Raw genomic sequence first — 19,660 nt, 5'->3', positions numbered from 1 at the left:
GGTAGCTCTCGGTTCTAGGGCGGGGGAGTCGATCGGAGCCAGTCTATGCAACGTCGAAACGGGGGGCCGGTGCGTCCGCGCCTGCCAGGACCTGCCGCCGGCGGTATGGTACATACCATGACCCTCACAGCTGACAGCGACGTCGCTGACCGGGGCTTCACCGTGGAAGTCATCACCACAGGGGTGCATGCCAGCGGTTTCGGCGAGCTTGGCGACGGCCGCAGCTTCTCCTTTCGGGTGGAGCGCCAGGCCCTCGTGGTCGAGGTCTACCGGCCCCGGCTGCGTAATCCGGTCCCGCAGGCCGAGGACGTCGTCGCCACCGCAACCCGCAAACTCACCGACATCGACATGACCGACGAGCGGAGCCTGATCGCCGCGGTCCGCGACGCGGTCGCCGCGGCGCAACCGGTCGCCCGCAACGGGCGCTGAGCGCCGCACAGCCCGAGCCACGGTACGGTCGTCGTCGTGACGGGGGCGGAGATGTCGTGGCTGCAGGTCGTCGTTCTCTCGGTGCTGCAGGGGTTGACGGAGTTTCTGCCGGTCTCCTCGTCGGGGCACCTGGCTATCGCGTCGAAGGTGTTCTTCGACGGTGATGCCGGGGCGTCCTTCACCGCGGTGAGCCAGCTCGGCACCGAAGCTGCGGTGCTGGTCTACTTCGCCCGCGACATCGTGCGGATCGTCAAGGCCTGGTTCGGTGGACTGTTCCGGGGTGGCGCGCGTGACGCCGACTACTGGCTGGGCTGGTGGGTGATCATCGGCACCATCCCGATCAGCGTGATCGGGCTGCTGTTCAAGGACGAGATCCGCACCGGTGCGCGCAACCTGTGGCTGGTCGCCACGGCGCTGATCGTGTTCTCGTTCGTGATCGCGGCCGCCGAGTACGCCGGCAGGCAGACCCGCCGCGTCGAGCAACTCACCTGGAAGGACAGCGTCATCGTCGGTTTCGCGCAGTGCCTGGCGCTGGTGCCGGGGGTGTCGCGGTCGGGCGCGACGATCAGCGCCGGGTTGTTCCTCGGCATGGAACGCGAGCTGGCTGCCCGGTTCGGCTTCCTGCTGGCCATCCCCGCGGTGTTCGCCTCGGGCCTGTTCTCGCTGCCGGACGCGTTCAACCCGGTCGGGGAGGGCATGAGCGCCAGCGGCGCCCAGTTGTTCGTCTCCACGCTGATCGCGTTCGTGGTCGGCTACGCCGCGGTGGCGTGGTTCCTGCGCTTCCTCGTGCGGCACAGCATGTACTGGTTCGTCGGCTACCGCATCGTGCTGGGCGCCGTGGTGCTGATCCTGCTCTCGGCCGGGGTGGTGTCGGCGACATGACCGACGAGCGCTTGCGCGAGGAGACGACATGACCGTTCTGCTGCTGCGCCACGGGCGCTCGACGTCGAACACCGCGCACACGCTGGCGGGCCGCTCGGAGGGTGTCGACCTCGACGACCGCGGACGCGAACAGGCGAAGGCGCTGGTCGACCGGCTGGGGGAGTTGCCCATCCGTGCGATCGTGCGGTCTCCGCTGCTGCGCTGCGAGCGCACCGTCGAGCCGCTGGCCGCCGTGCTGGGCATGCAGCCGGTGGTCGAGGAGCGCATCACCGAGGTGGACTACGGCGCGTGGACCGGGCGCAAGATCGGCGAGCTGGTCAAGGAGCCGTTGTGGGCGGTGGTGCAGCAGCAACCCAGCGCCGCGGTCTTCCCCGACGGTGAGGGCCTGGCCGCCGTGCAGGCCCGGGCGGTCGCCGCGGTGCGCGAACACGACCGCAGGCTCACCGACGAACACGGCGGTGACGTGCTGTGGATCGCCTGCACCCACGGGGATGTGATCAAATCGGTGCTGGCCGACGCGCTGGGCACCCATTTGGACAGCTTCCAGCGCATCAACGCCGACCCGGCGTCGGTGAGCGTGATCCGCTATACCCCGGTGCGGCCCTTCGTGATCCACGTCAACCACACCGGCGCGACCCTGAACTCCGCGCTGACGAGCCCACCGGCCAAGGCGCCGTCGGACACCGGCGAGGTGCCCGGCGGAGACGCCGTGGTCGGCGGTTCCGCCGGCTGACGGTATTTTGGAAACTGCCATGGCCCGCGAAATCCACGTCTTCCGCACACCCGACCGCTTCGTGGCCGGGACCGTCGGCCAACCCGGAAACCGGACGTTCTACCTGCAGGCCGTCCACGACAAGCGGGTCGTCTCCGTGGTGCTGGAAAAGCAGCAGGTCGCCGTGCTCGCCGAGCGGATCGCCGCGCTGCTGCTGGAGATCAACCGCCGGTTCGGCACCCCGATCCCGCCCGAGACCGGTGACGTCGAGGACCTCAGCCCGCTGATCACCCCGGTGGACGCCGAGTTCCGGGTCGGCACCATGGGGCTGGGCTGGGATTCCGAGGCCGAGACAGTGGTGGTCGAACTGCTGGCCGTCTCCGAGACCGAATTCGACGCGTCGGTCGTGCTCGACGACGCCGAGGAAGGGCCCGACGCGGTGCGGGTGTTCCTGACCCCCGAGTCGGCCCGTCAGTTCGCCGCCCGCTCCAACCGGGTGATCTCGGCGGGGCGGCCGCCCTGCCCGCTGTGCGAGGAGCCGCTGGACCCCGAAGGGCACATCTGCGTCCGAACCAACGGTTACCGGCGCGGAGCGCTCTCCGGGTCCGACGATGACGAGCTCTGAGTTCTCGGAGGTCCTGCTCGACGGCGAGCTGACCGTGCTCGGACGGATCCGCTCGGCGAGCAACGCGACGTTCCTGTGCGAGGCCACCCTGGGCGAGACCACCCTGCACTGCGTGTACAAACCGGTGCGCGGCGAGGCCCCGCTGTGGGACTTCCCCGACGGCACGCTGGCCGGGCGGGAGGTGGCTTCGTACCTGGTGTCGGCCGCGCTGGGGTGGAACGTGGTGCCTTACACCATCATTCGGGACGGACCGGCCGGACCCGGCATGCTGCAGCGCTGGGTCGACCAGCCGGGCGACGAGGATCCCGACGCCACGCCCGAAAGCGGCCCCGATCTGATCGACCTGCTGCCCGCAGGCGAGATCCCGCCCGGGTTCCTGCCGGTGCTGCAGGCCTACGACTACGCCGGCGACGAGGTCGTGCTGGTGCACGCCGACGACGACCGGCTGCGCCGCATCGCGGTGTTCGACGTGCTGATCAACAACGCCGACCGCAAGGGTGGCCATGTGCTGCAGGGGGTGGACGGCCAGGTGTACGGGGTCGACCACGGCGTCACGCTGCACGTCGAGGACAAGCTGCGCACCGTGCTGTGGGGCTGGTCCGGCAAACCGGTCGACGACGACACGCTCACCGACGTCGCGGCGCTGGGGGAGAAGCTGAGGGCCGACCTGGGGGCCGAGCTGTGCGAGCTGATCACTCCCCGCGAGGTCGCCGCGCTGCGAGCCAGAGTCGTTGGCCTGCTGCGCAATCCGGTGATGCCGACACCGGACCGGCGGCGGCCGATCCCGTGGCCGGCATTCTGACGTGATCTACTTGCCGGGTGACCCTCACCGATGCAGATCTGGCCGCCGCGGTGGCCGAGGAGGCCGGTGAGCTGCTGCTGGCGATGCGAGAGCAGCTGGGCTTCTACGACCCCTACGACTTGGGCGACGCCGGCGACATGCGCGCCAACACGCTGATCCTGGACCGTTTGCACAAGGCTCGCCCGCACGATGCGGTGCTGTCCGAGGAGGCCGTGGACGACGTGTCCCGCGTCGACGCCGACCGGGTGTGGATCGTCGACCCGGTCGACGGCACCTACGAGTACTCGATGCCGGGGCGCCCCGACTGGGCGGTGCACATCGCGCTGTGGCAGCGCCACACGCCCGGTGGTGAGCCCACCATCACCGACGCCGCCGTCGCGCTGCCCGCCCGCGGGGAGGTGTATCGCACCGACACCGTCAGCCCGCCGCCGCCGCGCGAGGACGGCCCGATCCGGATCACCGCCAGCTCCAACCGCCCGCCCGCGGTGCTGTGGCAGCTGCGCGAACACATGGACATCCAGCTCGTCCGGATCGGCTCGGCGGGCGCCAAGGCGATGGCGGTGGTGCGCGGCGACGTCGACGCCTACCTGCATGCCGGCGGCCAGTGGGAGTGGGACTCGGCCGCACCGGCCGGGGTGCTGTGGGCGGCCGGAATGCACGCGTCGCGCATCGACGGCTCGCCGCTGATCTACAACCGCCGCGACCCCTACCTGCCGGATCTGCTGATGTGCAGGCCCGAGCTGGCCGGGGTTCTGCTGGAGGGGATCTGGGCGGCACGCCGGGAATGAAACGGCCGTCGGAATTGTCTCAGTCGGCAATGTCTAGAGTCGGTGTCATGCAATCGTGGTCCGCGCCGGACGTGCCGGCGCTGCCGGGACGTGGTCCGCAGTTGCGGCTCTACGACAGTGCGGATCGCACGGTGCGACCCGTCGCGGCCGGCGACACCGCAACGATGTACGTGTGCGGGATCACCCCCTATGACGCGACCCATCTCGGGCACGCGGCGACCTACCTGACGTTCGACCTGGTGCACCGGCTGTGGCTGGACGGCGGCCACGACGTGCACTACGTGCAGAACATCACCGACGTCGACGACCCGCTGTTCGAACGCGCGCACCGCGACGGCATCGGCTGGCGCGAACTCGGCGACCGCGAGACCGACCTGTTCCGCGAGGACATGGCGGCGCTGCGGGTGCTGCCGCCGCGCGACTACGTGGCCGCCACCGAGGCGATCGCCGAGGTGATCGAACTGGTGGAGAAGATGCTGGCCTCCGGTGCCGCGTATGTCGTCGAGGACGCGCAGTACCCGGACGTGTACTTCCGCGCCGACGCGACCGTGCAGTTCGGCTACGAGTCGGGCTACGACCGCGACACGATGATGGCGCTGTTCGGCGAACGCGGCGGCGACCCGGACCGGCCCGGCAAGAGCGATCCGCTGGATGCGCTGCTGTGGCTGGCCGCCCGTCCCGGGGAGCCGAGCTGGCCGTCGCCGTTCGGACCCGGTCGGCCGGGCTGGCACGTCGAGTGCGCCGCGATCGCGCTCAGCCGCATCGGCACCGGGCTGGACATCCAGGGCGGCGGCAGCGACCTGATTTTCCCGCACCACGAGTTCTCCGCCGCACACGCCGAATGCGTCTCCGGTGAGCGACGTTTCGCCCGCCACTACGTGCACTCCGGCATGATCGGCTGGGACGGGCACAAGATGTCGAAGAGCCGCGGCAACCTGGTACTGGTGTCCCAGTTGCGCCGCGACGGGGTCGACCCGGCCGCGATCCGGCTCGGGCTGTTCGCCGGCCACTACCGCCAGGACCGCTTCTGGAGCCCCGAGGTCCTCGACGAGGCGCAGGCCCGCCTGCACCGCTGGCGAAGCGCGACCGCGCTGGCGGGCGCCCCGGACGCCACCGACGTGGTGGCGCGGGTGCGGCGCTACCTGGCCGACGATCTCGACACACCCAAAGCGCTTGCCGCGCTGGATGGTTGGGCCACCGATGCGCTCTCCTACGGTGGCCACGACGAAACGGCGGGTGCGACGGTGGCCACCGCGGTCGACGCGCTGCTCGGCGTTCAGCTGTAAAACCCCCGCCATCGAGTAGGTTTCGGCCATGAGTTCGGTGTCGGGCAAGACGGTATTCATCACTGGCGGGGCACGCGGGGTGGGCGCCGAAGTCGCCCGGCGGCTGCACGCCAAGGGTGCCAGGCTGGTGCTCACCGACCTGGACGAGGCGGCGCTGACCGAACTGCGGGACCGGCTGGGGGCCGAGCGCGTGCACACCGTGGTCGCCGACGTGCGTGAGCTGACGGCCATGCAGGACGCGGCCGCGAGCGCGGTGGACCGGTTCGGCGGCATCGACGTGGTGATGGCCAACGCGGGGATCGCGACCTACGGTTCGGTGCTGCAGGTCGACCCGGAGGCATTCCGCCGGCTGATGGACGTCAACGTCATCGGCGTCTTCAACACCGTGCGCGCCACCCTGCCCTCGGTGCTCGAGCGCCGCGGGTACGTGCTGATCGTGTCCTCACTGGCCGCCTACGCGGCCGCCCCTGGATTGGCGCCGTACAACAGCGCCAAAGCCGCCGTCGAGCACCTCGCCAACGCGCTGCGCCTGGAGGTCGGCTTCCGCGGGGTGGCGGTCGGGTCGGCGCACATGTCCTGGATCGACACCCCGATGGTCCGCGACACCAAGGCCGACCTGCCGACGTTCACCGAGATGCTGAGCCGGCTGCCGTTCCCGCTGAACCGGACCACCTCCGTGGACGCGTGCGGGGCGGCCTTCGTCGCCGGCATCGAGAAGCGCAAACGCCAGATCAACTGTCCAGGCTGGGTCGGGGCGCTGCGCTGGCTCAAACCGGTGCTCTCCACGGCCGTCGGGGAGGGCCAGGTGCGCAAGTTCGTGCCCGACCTGCTGCCCAGGATGGACGCCGAGGTGGCTGCGCTCGGCCGTTCCCTGGGGGCGCGCACCCAGCAGTTGGAGGACAGCTGATGCCGGCGCTGCGCCGCCTGACCGCCGCCGCCGCCGCGGCGCTGCTGCTGCTGGCCGGCTGCAGCACCGACACCTCCGCGCCCGAGGACACGTCGACCCCGCCTGCGCCGGACACCGCGGCGGCCGTCACCCCCGCCGAGGCCCGCGCGATCGCCAAGGAGGCCTACGTCTACGGCTTCCCGCTGGTCGACAACTACCGCGTGCAGTACAGCTACTTCGTCGACAGGGACGATCCGGAGTACAAGGGCGGCTGGAACGAGGTGCACAGCACCGCGCGCCTGTACACGCCCGCCGACACCGCGATCCAGACGCCCAACGCGGACACCCCGTACTCGATGCTCGGCGCGGACCTGCGCGCCGAACCGCTGGTGCTGACCGTGCCGCCCATCCAACAGGACCGCTACTACTCGCTGCAGTTCGTCGACGGCTACACCTACAACTTCGCCTACGTCGGCAGCCGCACCACCGGTAACGGCGGCGGCAGGTATCTGCTCGCCGGGCCGGGCTGGCAGGGCGAGAAACCCGAAGGCGTCGACGAGGTCATCCGATCGGACACCGAGCTGGCCCTCGTGCTCTACCGCACCCAGCTGTTCGGCCCGTCCGACATCGAGGAGGTCCGCAAGATCCAGGCGGGCTATCAGGTCGCGCCGCTGTCGGTGTACCTCAACCAGCCGTCGCCCGAGCCCCCGCCGGCGATCGACTTCGTCCCGCCGCTGCCGCCCGAGCAGCAGCGCACGTCACCGCAGTTCTTCGAGATCCTGAACTTCGTGATGCGTTACGCCCCGGCGCTGCCGGAGGAACAGGTGCTGCGGGACCGGTTCGCCCGGATCGGCATCGGCCCGGACGGAGATTTCGACGCCGACACGCTGAGCCCGCAGATGCGCGCCGCGATCGAGGGCGGGATGGCCGACGGCAACGCCGAGCTGGATGCGTTCAAGAAGAACGAGATCGACACCGGCAAGGTCACCTCCGCCCAGATGTTCGGCAGCCGGCAGGAGCTCAAGGACAACTACCTGTACCGGATGGCAGGCGCGGCGTTCGGCCTGTACGGCAACACCGCCGCCGAGGCCATCTATCCGAACTTCTCCACCGATTCCGCGGGCCAGCCGCTGTCCGGGGCGAACAACTACGTGTACCGGTTCCCGTCGGGCGGGCTGCCGCCGGTCAATGCGTTCTGGTCGCTGACCGTCTACGAGCTGCCCGCCAGCCGACTGGTCGAGAACCCGATGAACCGCTACCTGATCAACTCCGAGATGCTGCCCAGCCTGGTGCCCGACCCCGACGGCGGCTACACCTTCTACATCCAGAACGCCTCGCCGGGCATCGAGCGGGAGTCGAACTGGCTGCCCGCGCCGAAGGGGCCCTTCTCGCTGGTGCTGCGGCTGTACTGGCCCAAGCCGGACGCCCTCAACGGCACATGGAAGCCGCCGCAGCCCGAGAAGACCTAAGCGAGCCCCTCGCCACCCTGCGCGCACACCCTGCGCGAGCGTGCGTGTGTGCGGCCGACACGCCGGGCAGATGACGGATTTCGCGCACGCTCGTCGCGCCGGCGGCTGGGGCGGTCTCGCGCCGGGGTCTGCGAGCGTGCGCGAACTTCGCGAATCCGACGGCGTGTCCGCCGCAGACACGCACGCTCGCCGAGAAGGGGCACAGAAGGGGCGCGGAAAAGCCCAGTCAGCCGCGGAAGCCGGGGCCGCGGCGGCGCAGGTAGCGCTCGAACTCGGCGGCCAGCGCGTCACCGTCGATCTTGCCCAAGGCCTCGTTCATGTCGACCTCGGCGTCGCCGCGCTCCTCCAGCGACTGCACGTACTCGGCGATCTCGTCGTCCTCCGAGGTCATCTCGGTGACGGCCTGCTCCCACTCCTCGGCCTGGGCGGGCAGGTCGGCCAGCGGGACCTCGATGTCGAGGACATCCTCGACCCGGCGCAACAACGCCACCGTGGCCTTCGGGCTGGGCGGCTGCGACACGTAGTGCGGGACGGCGGCCCAGAACGTCACCGCCGGGATGCCGGCCTGCACGCACGCGTCCTGGAACACCCCGGCGATACCGGTCGGCCCCTCGTAGCGGGTCTCCTCCAGGCCGAACGTCTTGGCCGAATCAGCGGAGTACGCCGCGCCCGAGACCGGCACCGGCCGGGTGTGCGGCGTGTCGGCCAACAACGCGCCCAGGATCACCACGGTGTGCACGTTGAGCTTCTCGGCGATGGTCAGCAGCTCCGCGCAGAAGGTGCGCCAGCGCATGTTCGGCTCCACGCCGTGCATCAGCACGATGTCACGGTCGCTGCCGGGCGGGCGACAGTGCGAGATCCGCATCGACGGCCACACCAGCTCGCGGGTGACACCGTCGATCTGCCGGATCACCGGCCGGTTGACCTGGTAGTCGTAGTACGACTCGTCGTCGATCTCGACGATGGTCTCGGCTTCCCAGATCTCGTCCAGGTGTTCCAGCGCATCGCTGGCCGCGTCGCCGGCGTCATTCCAGCCTTCGAACGCCGCGACGACGATGGTGTCGCGAAGATCGGGCAGGTCGGATCGCATCGGACCGCCGAAATCCGAGGGAGTCACCACGTCAGCCTAAGCCTTGCGTGCGCGAGATGACGGGCATCAACTCGCGCTCGGGTTTGTGTGCCCGACTACCCTGGCCGTGTGACTGGCGCACGCGACCGCAAGTACGGCACCCACCTGCCGGACGTGATGCCGACACGGGTCCGGGTCGGCGACGGGGCCACCGGGATCCAGCTCCACGCGGCCGACCGGCTGCACTCTGTCCCACCTTGCTGACTTCAACCTTGCTGACTACGACATTGTCGACAAGATCCGCGAATTGTCGCGCGATCGCCGCGACGAAATGGGCGTCCAGACATCGACCAGGTATCAACGTAGACTTTCCTGGTCGAGAGGCGTTGCAACGGTTGCCGGTTCCCCCGGTATCCGCCACGCTCGGCAGAGTCAAGGACGCCTTCCGTCAAGGAAGGAACGTACGTGAACGCCCCTGACCCCACCGCCTTCGTGCCGAACGTCCGACCCGACTGCACCGACGAGCTGACGGCGGCTCTGCGCCGGCGGATCATGGTGATCGACGGTGCGATGGGTACGGCGATCCAGCGGGACCGGCCCGACGAGGCCGGATACCGCGGCGACAGGTTCACCGAGTGGCCGACGGCTCTTCAGGGCAACAACGATCTGCTGAACCTGACGCAGCCGCAGATCATCGAGGGAATCCACCGCGAGTACCTCGAGGCGGGCGCCGACATCCTGGAGACCAACACGTTCAACGCGAACGCGATCTCGCTGTCGGACTACGACATGGCCGACTTCAGCTACGAGCTGAACTACACCGGCGCCGCGCTGGCCCGTAAGGCCGCCGACGAGTTCAGCACCCCCGACAAGCCCCGTTACGTCGCGGGCGCGATCGGGCCGACGACGCGGACCGCGTCGATCTCGCCGGACGTCAATGATCCCGGCGCCCGCAACGTGTCCTACGACCAGCTGGTCGCGGCCTACCTCGAAGCCGCCAACGGCCTGGTCGACGGCGGTTCGGACCTGCTGATCATCGAGACGATCTTCGACTCGCTCAACGCCAAGGCGGCGGTGTTCGCCCTCGAGACGCTGTTCGAGCAGCGCGGCCGCCGCTGGCCGTTGATCATCTCGGGCACCATCACCGACGCGTCCGGGCGCACGTTGTCCGGTCAGGTCACCGAGGCGTTCTGGAACGCGATCAGGCACGCGAAGCCGCTCGCGGTCGGTCTGAACTGCGCGCTGGGCGCGCCGGAGATGCGGCCCTACATCGCCGAGGTGGCGCGGATCGCGGACACGTTCGTCTCCTGCTACCCGAACGCCGGCCTGCCCAACGCGTTCGGCGAGTACGACGAGTCCCCGGAGGCCCAGGCCGGCTACATCGCCGACTTCGCCGAGGCCGGCCTGGTCAACCTGGTCGGCGGGTGCTGCGGAACGGCGCCGCCGCACATCGCCGAGATTGCCAAGGTCGTCGCCGGCAAAGCACCGCGTGACCTGCCGGAGATCCCGGTGGCCACCCGGCTGTCCGGCCTGGAGCCCCTCAACATCACCGACGACTCGCTGTTCGTGAACATCGGTGAGCGCACCAACATCACCGGCTCGGCCCGGTTCCGGAACCTGATCAAGGCCGAGGACTACGACACCGCGCTGTCGGTGGCCCTGCAGCAGGTCGAGGTCGGTGCGCAGGTCATCGACATCAACATGGACGAGGGCATGATCGACGGCGTTGCCGCGATGGACCGGTTCACCAAGCTGATCGCGGCCGAGCCGGACATCAGCCGCGTACCGGTGATGATCGACTCCTCCAAGTGGGAGGTCATCGAGGCGGGCCTGAAGAACGTGCAGGGCAAGCCGATCGTCAACTCGATCTCCATGAAGGAGGGCGAGGAGAAGTTCATCCGCGAGGCGCGGCTGTGCCGCAAGTACGGCGCCGCCGTCGTCGTGATGGCCTTCGACGAGCAGGGCCAGGCCGACAACCTGGAGCGCCGCAAGGAGATCTGCGGGCGCGCCTACCGGATCCTGACCGAAGAGGTCGGCTTCCCGGCCGAGGACATCATCTTCGACCCGAACTGCTTCGCGCTGGCCACCGGTATCGAGGAGCACGCCACCTACGGGATCGACTTCATCGAGGCCTGCGCCTGGATCAAGGAGAACCTGCCCGGGGTGCACATCTCCGGCGGCATCTCGAACGTGTCGTTCTCGTTCCGCGGCAACAACCCGGTCCGCGAGGCCATCCACGCGGTGTTCCTGTTCCACGCCATCAAGGCGGGCCTGGACATGGGCATCGTCAACGCGGGCGCGCTGGTGCCGTATGACTCGATCGACCCCGAGCTGCGGGACCGCATCGAGGACGTCGTGCTGAACCGTCGCGAGGACGCCGCGGAGAGGCTGCTGGAGATCGCCGAACGGTTCAACAAGACCGAGAAGGCCGACGATCCGGCCGCGGCCGAATGGCGCAGCCTGCCGGTCCGCGAGCGGATCACCCACGCCCTGGTCAAGGGGATCGACGCGCACGTCGACGACGACACCGAGGAGCTGCGGGCCGAGATCGCCGCGGCAGGGGGTCGCCCGATCGAGGTGATCGAGGGCCCGCTGATGGACGGTATGAACGTCGTCGGCGACCTGTTCGGCGCGGGCAAGATGTTCCTGCCCCAGGTCGTGAAATCGGCCCGCGTGATGAAGAAGGCCGTGGCGTACCTGCTGCCGTTCATCGAGGCGGAGAAGGAAGAAGCGGGTACCAGCGGGACCAAGGACACCAACGGCACGATCATCATGGCGACCGTGAAGGGCGACGTCCACGACATCGGCAAGAACATCGTCGGGGTTGTGTTGCAGTGCAACAACTACGAGGTGATCGACCTCGGCGTGATGGTGCCCGCCCAGAAGATCCTGAATGCGGCGAAGGAGCACAACGCCGACATCATCGGGCTGTCCGGTCTGATCACCCCCTCGCTGGACGAGATGGTCAACTTCGCCGTCGAGATGGAACGCGAAGGGCTGGAGATCCCGCTGCTGATCGGCGGTGCGACCACGTCGCGCGCCCACACCGCCGTGAAGGTGGCGCCGCGGCGCAGCGGTCCGGTCGTCTGGGTCAAGGACGCGTCCCGCTCGGTGCCCGTCGCGGCAGCGCTGCTCGACGACAAGCAGCGTCCCGCGCTGCTGGAGGCCACCGAGAAGGACTACGCCTCGCTGCGGGAACGGCACGCCCAGAAGAACGAGCGGCCGATGCTGACACTGCAGAAGGCCCGGGCGAACCGGACGCCGATCGAGTGGGACGGTTACACGCCGCCGGTGCCTGCCCAGGGCGTCGGGGTGCGTGAATTCAACGACTACGACCTCGCGGAGCTGCGCGAGTACATCGACTGGCAGCCGTTCTTCAACGCGTGGGAGATGAAGGGCCGCTTCCCCGACATCCTCAACAATCCGGTCTCGGGGGAGACCGCTCGCAAGCTGTACGACGACGCCCAGGAGATGCTCGACACCCTGATCAAGGAGAAGTGGCTGACCGCCAACGGGGTGATCGGGTTCTTCCCGGCGAACGCGGTCGGTGACGACATCGAGGTCTACACCGACGAGGCCCGCACCGAGGTGTTGACCACGTTGCACAACCTGCGCCAGCAGGGCGAGCACCGCGACGGCATCCCGAACCGCAGCCTCGGCGACTTCGTCGCCCCCAAGGAAACGGGTCTGGCGGACTACATCGGCACCTTCGCCGTCACGGCGGGTCTCGGCAGCACCGACAAGATCACGGAGTTCAAGGCCGCCAACGACGACTACAACGCGATCCTGCTGGAGTCCCTCGCCGACCGGCTGGCAGAGGCGTTCGCCGAGCGGCTGCACGAACGGGTCCGCAAGGAGTTCTGGGGTTACCAGCCCGACGAGCAGCTGGACAACGAGGCGCTCATCAGCGAGAAGTACGTCGGAATCCGGCCCGCCCCCGGTTACCCGGCCTGCCCGGAGCACACCGAGAAGGTGACGCTGTGGGAGCTGATGGACGTCAAGGAGCGAACCGGGATCGAGCTGACCGAGTCGATGGCGATGTGGCCCGGGGCCGCCGTCAGCGGCCTGTACTTCTCGCACCCGCAGTCGCAGTACTTCGTGGTCGGCCGGCTGGCCCAGGACCAGGTCGCGGATTACGCGAAGCGCAAGGGCTGGACCCTGGCAGAAGCCGAGCGCTGGCTCGGCCCCAACCTCGGCTACAACCCGGAGGACTGAACGCCGCTGGGGCACATTCGGAGTCGTCGCTGAGGTTCCCGGAATTGGGGTCAACCCGCTCGCGCGTGCCACAATGGCTGGGTGCGAGCGGTGTTGTGGGACATGGACGGAACGCTCGTCGACTCCGAAAAGCTGTGGGACGTGTCACTTTCGGCGCTGTATGAGAGCTTCGGCCGCGAGATGAGCCGCGAGACCCGGACAGCTCTGGTGGGCGCGTCGGCCGAGGACACGATGGTGGCCGTCTACACGGAACTGGGCCTGGAGCTCGACCCGGACGCCATGAAGGAGTCGATCCGCTGGCTGCACGAGCACACGGCGGGCCTGTTCGCCGACGGGCTGCCCTGGTGCGCCGGTGCCCACGAGATGCTGGAAGCGGTCAAGGCCGACGGCACCCCGATGGCCCTGGTCACCAACACCGACCGTCACCTCGCCGAGCGCGCGCTCGACACCATCGGCCGGCACCACTTCGCGGTCACGGTGTGCGGCGACGAGGTGCCCAGCGGTAAGCCCGCGCCCGACCCGTACCTGCGGGCCGCCGAGCTGCTCGAGGTCGCCCCGGCGGAGTGCCTGGCCGTCGAGGACTCGGTGACCGGCGCAGCCGCCGCCGAACGCGCCGGGTGCGCGGTGCTGATCGTGCCCAACGAGGTCCCGGTTCCGGGCGGGCTGCGGCGCCGCCACATCGGATCGCTGGCCGATCTCGACGTCGACGGGCTGCGCCGGATCTACCACGAGATCGACGACGAAGTACGACACCGTAGCGCCTGACCAGCTCTGCTTTCCCGCCCACCGAGGCGTAGTCGCGTCCACTTCCGGGAACCCCCACCGCCGGAAGACTCGAGTGATTGAATGTGATTCTCATCACGCAGTCGTGTGCGGGAAAGGTCGTCGTATGGCCGGTCATGGTGGTCCAGCGGGGGAGAGCCCGGAGATCTACGACAAGGGCGAGGACTTCTCGTCCGGCAAGACCGCGATCCGGATCGCCTCGGTCGCAGCGCTGGGCGGTCTGCTGTTCGGCTACGACAGCGCGGTGATCAACGGTGCGGTGGACTCCATCCAGGAGGACTTCGACATCGGCAACGCCTCGCTCGGTTTCGCCGTCGCGTCGGCGCTGCTCGGTGCCGCGGCCGGAGCCATGACCGCCGGGCGCATCGCAGACAAGATCGGCCGTATCTCGGTGATGAAGATCGCCGCGGTGCTGTTCCTGATCAGCGCGTTCGGCACCGGTTTCGCCCACGAAGTGTGGACCGTCGTGTTGTTCCGGATCGTCGGCGGCTTCGGCGTGGGCGTCGCGTCGGTGATAGCGCCGGCCTACATCGCCGAGACCTCCCCGCCGGGCATTCGCGGCCGACTCGGGTCGCTCCAACAGCTGGCCATCGTGTCCGGCATCTTCCTGTCGTTCGTCGTCAACTGGTTGCTGCAGTGGGCGGCGGGCGGGCCGAACGAGCCCCTGTGGTTCGGCATCGACGCGTGGCGGTGGATGTTCCTGGCCATGGCACTGCCCGCGTTGCTGTACGGCGCCCTCACGTTCACGATCCCCGAGTCGCCGCGCTATCTCGTTGCCACCCACAAGATCCCCGAGGCGCGCCGGGTGCTGAGCATGCTGCTCGGACAGAAGAACCTGGAGATCACCATCACGCGGATCCGGCAGACGCTGGAACGCGAGGACAAGCCGTCGTGGCGCGACATGCGCAAGCCGACGGGCGGGCTCTACGGCATCGTCTGGGTCGGTCTCGGGCTGTCGATCTTCCAGCAGTTCGTCGGCATCAACGTGATCTTCTACTACTCCAACGTGCTGTGGCAGGCGGTCGGTTTCAGCGCCGACCAGTCGGCGGTCTACACCGTGATCACCTCGGTGATCAACGTGCTCACCACGCTGATCGCGATCGCGCTGATCGACAAGATCGGGCGCAAGCCGCTGCTGCTGATCGGTTCGTCCGGCATGGCCGTGACTCTGATCACGATGGCGTTCATCTTCGCCAACGCGACGCTCGACGCCGACGGCAACCCGAGCCTTCCGGGCGCCTCCGGCGTGATCGCACTGATCGCGGCCAACCTGTTCGTCGTCGCATTCGGGATGTCCTGGGGCCCGGTGGTCTGGGTACTGCTCGGCGAGATGTTCCCGAACCGGATCCGCGCGGCCGCCCTCGGGCTGGCCGCCGCGGGACAGTGGGCGGCCAACTGGCTGATCACCATCACGTTCCCGGGCCTGCGTGAGCACCTCGGGCTGGCCTACGGCTTCTACGGGCTGTGTGCGATCCTGTCCGGCCTGTTCGTATGGAGATGGGTTATGGAGACCAAGGGCGTGTCCCTGGAGGACATGCACGGTCAGGTCCTGCGCGAGGACAAGACCGCCGCCGGGTAGTCGATGCGGCCGGCTGACGGCTCACACCACCACGTGACAGAATCGTCCAACGTGAAGACCTTCGATGCGCTGTTCGCCGAACTGAGCGAACGGGCGCGCACCCGGCCGGCCGGCAGCGGCACCGTCGCCGCACTCGACGGCGGTGTGCACGGCATCGGCAAGAAGATCCTGGAAGAGGCCGGCGAGGTGTGGCTGGCCGCCGAACACGAGAGCGATGACGCGCTCGCCGAGGAGATCAGCCAGCTCCTCTACTGGACGCAGGTGCTGATGCTGTCCCGCGGCCTGACCCTCGACGACGTGTACGGGAAGCTCTGACATGTCTGACGCTCTTCGCGGGAGCGGCTCATCGACGCTGCGGGTAGCGGTACCCAACAAGGGAGCGCTGAGCGAGTCGGCTGCCGAGATCTTGGCCGAGGCAGGTTACCGGCGCCGTACCGATCCCAAGGATCTGACCGTTGTCGACCCGGTGAACAATGTCGAGTTCTTCTTCCTGCGGCCGAAGGACATCGCGATCTACGTCGGTTCCGGGGAGCTCGACCTCGGCATCACCGGTCGCGACCTGGCGGCCGAGTCCGACGCACCGGTACGCGAACGGCTGGCGCTGGGCTTCGGCTCGTCGACGTTCCGGTATGCCGCGCCCAGAGGCCAGGATTGGACGATGGCCGACCTGGCCGGTAAGCGCATCGCCACCGCATACCCGAACCTGGTTCGAAAGAACTTGGCGGACAAGGGAATCCAAGCCACTGTCATACGTCTGGACGGTGCGGTGGAGATCTCCATCCAACTCGGGGTGGCCGACGTCATCGCCGATATCGTCGGATCCGGACGCACCCTGGGACTGCACAATCTGGTGGCATTCGGTGATTCGCTGTGTGACTCCGAGGCGATCCTGATCGAGCGCGAGGAGGCCGGTGACGCCGACGCCGAAAAGTCGGCGGCGCGCGACCAATTGGCGGGCCGCGTGCAGGGTGTGGTGTTCGGCCAGCAGTACCTGATGCTGGATTACGACTGCCCCCGATCGCTGCTCGAGCGCGCCACCGAGGTCACCCCGGGACTCGAATCGCCGACGATCGCACCGCTGGCCGATCCGGACTGGGTGGCGGTGCGTGCGCTGGTGCCGCGACGCGACGTCAACGCGATCATGGACGAGTTGGCCGCCATCGGCGCCAAAGCCATTCTGGCCTCGGACATCCGCTTCTGCCGCTTCTGATCGACCGCTCACGGCACGGTCTGCCGTGTTAGCGTCCGAAGGTCCACTCGCTGCATGCGGAGGTCCGATGACGCTGGTTCTCGTGCTCGGCCTGGCTGTGTTGATCGGCGTCGTGGCCGGGTCACGCGCACTGACGGCCCCGGCAGTGGTGGCCTGGGGCGCGATGCTCGGCTGGATCGACGTCACCGACAAATGGTCGGACTGGATGGCGCATCCCATCACCGTCACCGTGCTGACGATCTTCGCCGTCGGCGAGCTGGTCACCGATCAGCTGCCGCAGACCCCCAGCCGAAAAGTGCCCCCGCAGTTCATCGCCCGGCTCGTCACCGGCGGCTTTTCCGGTGCGGTCATCGGCAGTGCGTTCTTCCACACCTTCAGCGCCACGGGTGCCGGGATCATCGGCGCGGTCCTCGGCACGCTCGGCGGAGCGATGCTGCGCAGCAGGCTGGCCGCGCCAGGAACGGCAACGACCGTCCCGGCGCGTTCACCGAGGACGTCCTCGCCGGCGGCGTCGGCCTGCTGGTCGTGTTCCTCGTGAGCCTGGTCTAGGACCGCGGTGACCGACGCGACGCCGCAGCGCTTCGACGCGATCATCGTCGGCGCAGGACAGGCCGGACCCCCGCTGGCCGGGCGGCTGACCGAGGCCGGACAGACCGTCGCGGTGATCGAGCGCAAGCTGGTCGGCGGCACCTGCGTGAACTACGGCTGCATCCCGACCAAGGCGATGGTCGCGAGTGCGCACGCGGCGCACCTGGCCCGCCGCGGCAACGACTTCGGGATCGGCGCCGGCCCCGTGACCGTCGACATGGCCGCGGTCAAGGCGCGCAAGGACCGCATCAGCATCGGGGACCGCGAGGGCGTCGAATCCTGGCTCGACGGCATGCCCGGCTGCACGCTGATCCGCGGGCACGCCCGGTTCGAAAGCCCGACCACCCTGCGCGTCGGCGACGCCCTGCTGGAGGCGGACCGGATCTTCCTCAACGTCGGCGGCCGCGCGGTCGTCCCGGAGATGCCGGGCCTGGCCGACATCGACTACCTGACCAACGTCGGGATCCTCGACCTCGACGTGGTCCCCGAGCACCTGGTGATCATCGGCGGCAGCTACATCGCGCTCGAATTCGCGCAGATGTACCGGCGTTTCGGCGCCGCCGTCACCGTCGTCGAGCGGGGGCCGCGGCTGACCGCACGGGAGGACGAGGACGTGTCGGCGGCGATCTGCGACATCCTGGAGGCCGAGGGCATCGACGTCGTCGTGGGCGCCGACGCGATCAGCTTCGCCAAGCAGCGCGACGGTTTCACCGTGACGCCGAGCGCGGGAGCGGACCCCATCGCCGGCAGCCATCTGCTGGTCGCGGTGGGCCGCCTGCCCAACACCGACGACCTCGGGCTGGAGGCGGCCGGCGTGCAGACCGACAGCCGGGGTTACGTCGTCGTGGACGACCAGTTGCGCACCACCGCCGACAACATCTGGGCGATGGGCGACTGCAACGGCCGCGGCGCGTTCACCCACACCTCCTACAACGACTTCGAGATCGTCGCGGCCAATCTGCTCGACGACGATCCGCGGCGCGTCAGCGACCGCGTCCCCACCTACGCGCTCTACATCGACCCGCCGCTGGGCCGGGCCGGGATGACCGTCGACGAGGTCCGCCGGACCGGCCGGAAAGCGTTGGTGGGCAAGCGGCCCATGACACGGGTGGGCCGGGCCGTGGAGAAGGGCGAGACGCAGGGCTTCATGAAGGTGGTGGTCGACGCCGAGACCGAGGAGATCCTCGGCGCGTCGATCCTCGGGGTCGGCGGCGACGAGGTCGTGCACCTGATCCTCGATGTGATGACCGCCAAGCTGCCCTACACCGCGATCTCGCGCACCATGCACATCCACCCGACGGTCAGCGAGTTGATCCCGACCCTGCTTCAGGACCTCACGCCGCTGACGTAGGCTGTGTCCTGGGTCACAGTCGATGCCGAAGGGGCAGTCGGATGAACAGGACACGCTCGGATTCACTCGCCGCGGGCGGCCTCAACTGGGACAGCCTGCCGCTACGGCTGTTCGCCGGTGGCAACGCGAAGTTCTGGGACCCCGCCGACATCGACTTCTCCCGGGACCGGGCCGACTGGGACGCGCTCACCGAACTGGAACGCGACTGGGCCATCCGGTTGTGCGCCCAGTTCATCGCCGGCGAGGAGGCGGTCACCCAGGACATCCAGCCGTTCCTGTCCGCGATGCGCGCCGAGGGCCGCCTCGGCGACGAGATGTATCTGACCCAGTTCGCGTTCGAGGAGGCCAAACACACCCAGGTCTTCCGGCTCTGGCTCGACGCGGTCGGGGTCACCGGCGATCTGCAGGGCTACCTCGAGGAGCTGCCCGCCTACCGGCAGATGTTCTACCAGGAGCTGCCCGCATCCCTGGACGCGCTGTCGTCCGACCCGTCACCGGCCGCCCAGGTGCGCGCCTCGGCGACCTACAACCACGTCATCGAAGGCATGATGGCGCTCACCGGATACTATGCGTGGCACCGGATCTGCGTGGACCGCGGCATCCTTCCCGGTATGCAGGAGCTGGTGCGCAGAATCGGCGACGACGAGCGCAGACACATGGCCTGGGGCACCTTCACGTGCCGCCGCCACGTCGCCGCCGACGACGCCAACTGGGCGGTGTTCGAGACCAGGATGAACGAGCTGATCCCGCTGGCGTTGCAGAACACCGAGGACGGGTTCGCGCTCTACGACGAGGTCCCGTTCGGGCTCAGGATGGACGAGTTCCAGCAGTACGCCGCGGACAAGGGCATGCGCCGGTTCGGCACCATCGACAGCGCCCGCGGCCGTCCGCTCACCGAGATCGACGTCGACTACTCGCCGCTGCACCTGGAGGACACCTTCGCCGCCGAGGACCGGGAGTCGCTGGCCCCGTCGGCGTGACACCCC

18 protein-coding genes and 1 pseudogene are annotated in these 19,660 nt (G+C 68.8%); 18 read left to right on the top strand and 1 reads right to left on the bottom strand.

Annotation, left to right across the window (positions count from 1 at the left end):
- Positions 1 to 117: 117 nt before the first annotated feature.
- From C6A87_RS16550 to C6A87_RS16510, 9 genes are read left to right on the top strand one after another with little or no spacing between them, the layout of a single operon-like run.
- The gene (locus tag C6A87_RS16550; RefSeq protein WP_311113280.1) at positions 118 to 429 is read left to right on the top strand and encodes a hypothetical protein; all 312 of its coding nucleotides are present in this window, start codon (positions 118 to 120) and stop codon (positions 427 to 429) included.
- Between the two features lie 51 nt (positions 430 to 480).
- Positions 481 to 1,311 carry an undecaprenyl-diphosphate phosphatase gene (locus C6A87_RS16545; protein ID WP_311117965.1) on the top strand — a complete coding sequence of 277 codons (831 nt, stop codon included), beginning with the start codon at positions 481 to 483 and terminating at the stop codon, positions 1,309 to 1,311.
- A gap of 28 nt (positions 1,312 to 1,339) precedes the next feature.
- Complete coding sequence (locus C6A87_RS16540) at positions 1,340 to 2,044, top strand: histidine phosphatase family protein (protein ID WP_311113279.1); 705 nt, start codon at positions 1,340 to 1,342, stop codon at positions 2,042 to 2,044.
- Positions 2,045 to 2,063: 19 nt separating this feature from the next.
- Complete coding sequence (locus C6A87_RS16535) at positions 2,064 to 2,648, top strand: DUF3090 domain-containing protein (protein ID WP_311113278.1); 585 nt, start codon at positions 2,064 to 2,066, stop codon at positions 2,646 to 2,648.
- Positions 2,635 to 3,450, top strand: a complete 816-nt coding sequence (locus C6A87_RS16530; protein WP_311113277.1) for an SCO1664 family protein — start codon at positions 2,635 to 2,637, stop codon at positions 3,448 to 3,450. Before C6A87_RS16535 ends, C6A87_RS16530 begins: the two co-directional genes overlap by 14 nt.
- Positions 3,451 to 3,467: 17 nt before the next feature.
- Positions 3,468 to 4,238: an inositol monophosphatase family protein gene (locus tag C6A87_RS16525; protein ID WP_311113276.1), complete on the top strand. Its 771-nt coding sequence runs from the start codon at positions 3,468 to 3,470 to the stop codon at positions 4,236 to 4,238.
- A gap of 47 nt (positions 4,239 to 4,285) precedes the next feature.
- The gene (mshC, locus tag C6A87_RS16520) at positions 4,286 to 5,524 is read left to right on the top strand and encodes a cysteine--1-D-myo-inosityl 2-amino-2-deoxy-alpha-D-glucopyranoside ligase (RefSeq protein ID WP_311113275.1); all 1,239 of its coding nucleotides are present in this window, start codon (positions 4,286 to 4,288) and stop codon (positions 5,522 to 5,524) included.
- Between the two features lie 28 nt (positions 5,525 to 5,552).
- On the top strand, positions 5,553 to 6,431 hold the full coding sequence (locus C6A87_RS16515; RefSeq protein ID WP_311113274.1) for an SDR family oxidoreductase: 879 nt from the start codon (positions 5,553 to 5,555) through the stop codon (positions 6,429 to 6,431).
- Positions 6,431 to 7,879 carry a DUF1254 domain-containing protein gene (locus C6A87_RS16510; RefSeq protein WP_311113273.1) on the top strand — a complete coding sequence of 483 codons (1,449 nt, stop codon included), beginning with the start codon at positions 6,431 to 6,433 and terminating at the stop codon, positions 7,877 to 7,879. Before C6A87_RS16515 ends, C6A87_RS16510 begins: the two co-directional genes overlap by 1 nt.
- A 226-nt stretch (positions 7,880 to 8,105) precedes the next feature.
- Here the strand turns inward: C6A87_RS16510 and C6A87_RS16505 are convergent, their stop codons facing one another.
- Positions 8,106 to 8,969, bottom strand: coding sequence for a PAC2 family protein (locus C6A87_RS16505; protein ID WP_311117964.1), 864 nt, complete (start codon positions 8,967 to 8,969; stop codon positions 8,106 to 8,108).
- A gap of 108 nt (positions 8,970 to 9,077) precedes the next feature.
- Between C6A87_RS16505 and C6A87_RS16500 the strand changes: the two genes are divergently transcribed.
- The 9 genes and pseudogenes from C6A87_RS16500 (at position 9,078) to C6A87_RS16460 (ending at position 19,654) form a co-directional block, all read left to right on the top strand.
- Positions 9,078 to 9,212, top strand: coding sequence for a hypothetical protein (locus tag C6A87_RS16500; protein WP_311113272.1), 135 nt, complete (start codon positions 9,078 to 9,080; stop codon positions 9,210 to 9,212).
- Positions 9,213 to 9,500: 288 nt separating this feature from the next.
- Positions 9,501 to 13,163, top strand: coding sequence for a methionine synthase (gene metH / locus C6A87_RS16495; RefSeq protein ID WP_311117963.1), 3,663 nt, complete (start codon positions 9,501 to 9,503; stop codon positions 13,161 to 13,163).
- An 81-nt stretch (positions 13,164 to 13,244) separates the two neighbouring features.
- The gene (locus tag C6A87_RS16490) at positions 13,245 to 13,928 is read left to right on the top strand and encodes an HAD family phosphatase (RefSeq protein ID WP_311113271.1); all 684 of its coding nucleotides are present in this window, start codon (positions 13,245 to 13,247) and stop codon (positions 13,926 to 13,928) included.
- Between the two features lie 124 nt (positions 13,929 to 14,052).
- Positions 14,053 to 15,525 carry a sugar porter family MFS transporter gene (locus C6A87_RS16485; RefSeq protein WP_311113270.1) on the top strand — a complete coding sequence of 491 codons (1,473 nt, stop codon included), beginning with the start codon at positions 14,053 to 14,055 and terminating at the stop codon, positions 15,523 to 15,525.
- A gap of 3 nt (positions 15,526 to 15,528) precedes the next feature.
- Complete coding sequence (locus C6A87_RS16480) at positions 15,529 to 15,840, top strand: phosphoribosyl-ATP diphosphatase (protein WP_396836882.1); 312 nt, start codon at positions 15,529 to 15,531, stop codon at positions 15,838 to 15,840.
- 1 nt (position 15,841) lies between these two features.
- A complete protein-coding gene (hisG, locus tag C6A87_RS16475) occupies positions 15,842 to 16,735 on the top strand; it encodes an ATP phosphoribosyltransferase (RefSeq protein WP_311113268.1) in 894 nt (297 codons plus the stop codon).
- 67 nt (positions 16,736 to 16,802) lie between these two features.
- Positions 16,803 to 17,284: pseudogene (locus tag C6A87_RS16470) on the top strand (DUF4126 domain-containing protein).
- Between the two features lie 7 nt (positions 17,285 to 17,291).
- Entirely contained in the window at positions 17,292 to 18,674 is a 1,383-nt protein-coding gene (locus C6A87_RS16465) for an FAD-containing oxidoreductase (protein WP_311113267.1), read from the top strand.
- A 41-nt stretch (positions 18,675 to 18,715) separates the two neighbouring features.
- Positions 18,716 to 19,654 (top strand): R2-like ligand-binding oxidase, encoded by a 939-nt coding sequence (locus C6A87_RS16460; protein WP_311113266.1) that lies wholly within the window; start codon positions 18,716 to 18,718, stop codon positions 19,652 to 19,654.
- The last annotated feature ends 6 nt before the right edge of the window (positions 19,655 to 19,660 follow it).

The sequence above is a fragment of the Mycobacterium sp. ITM-2016-00317 genome (genome assembly GCF_002968295.1).
In the GTDB taxonomy this organism is placed as follows: Bacteria; Actinomycetota; Actinomycetes; order Mycobacteriales; family Mycobacteriaceae; genus Mycobacterium.
The sequence above is the reverse complement of the archived record's forward strand: the minus strand, read 5'-3'. Positions and strand labels throughout refer to the sequence as shown.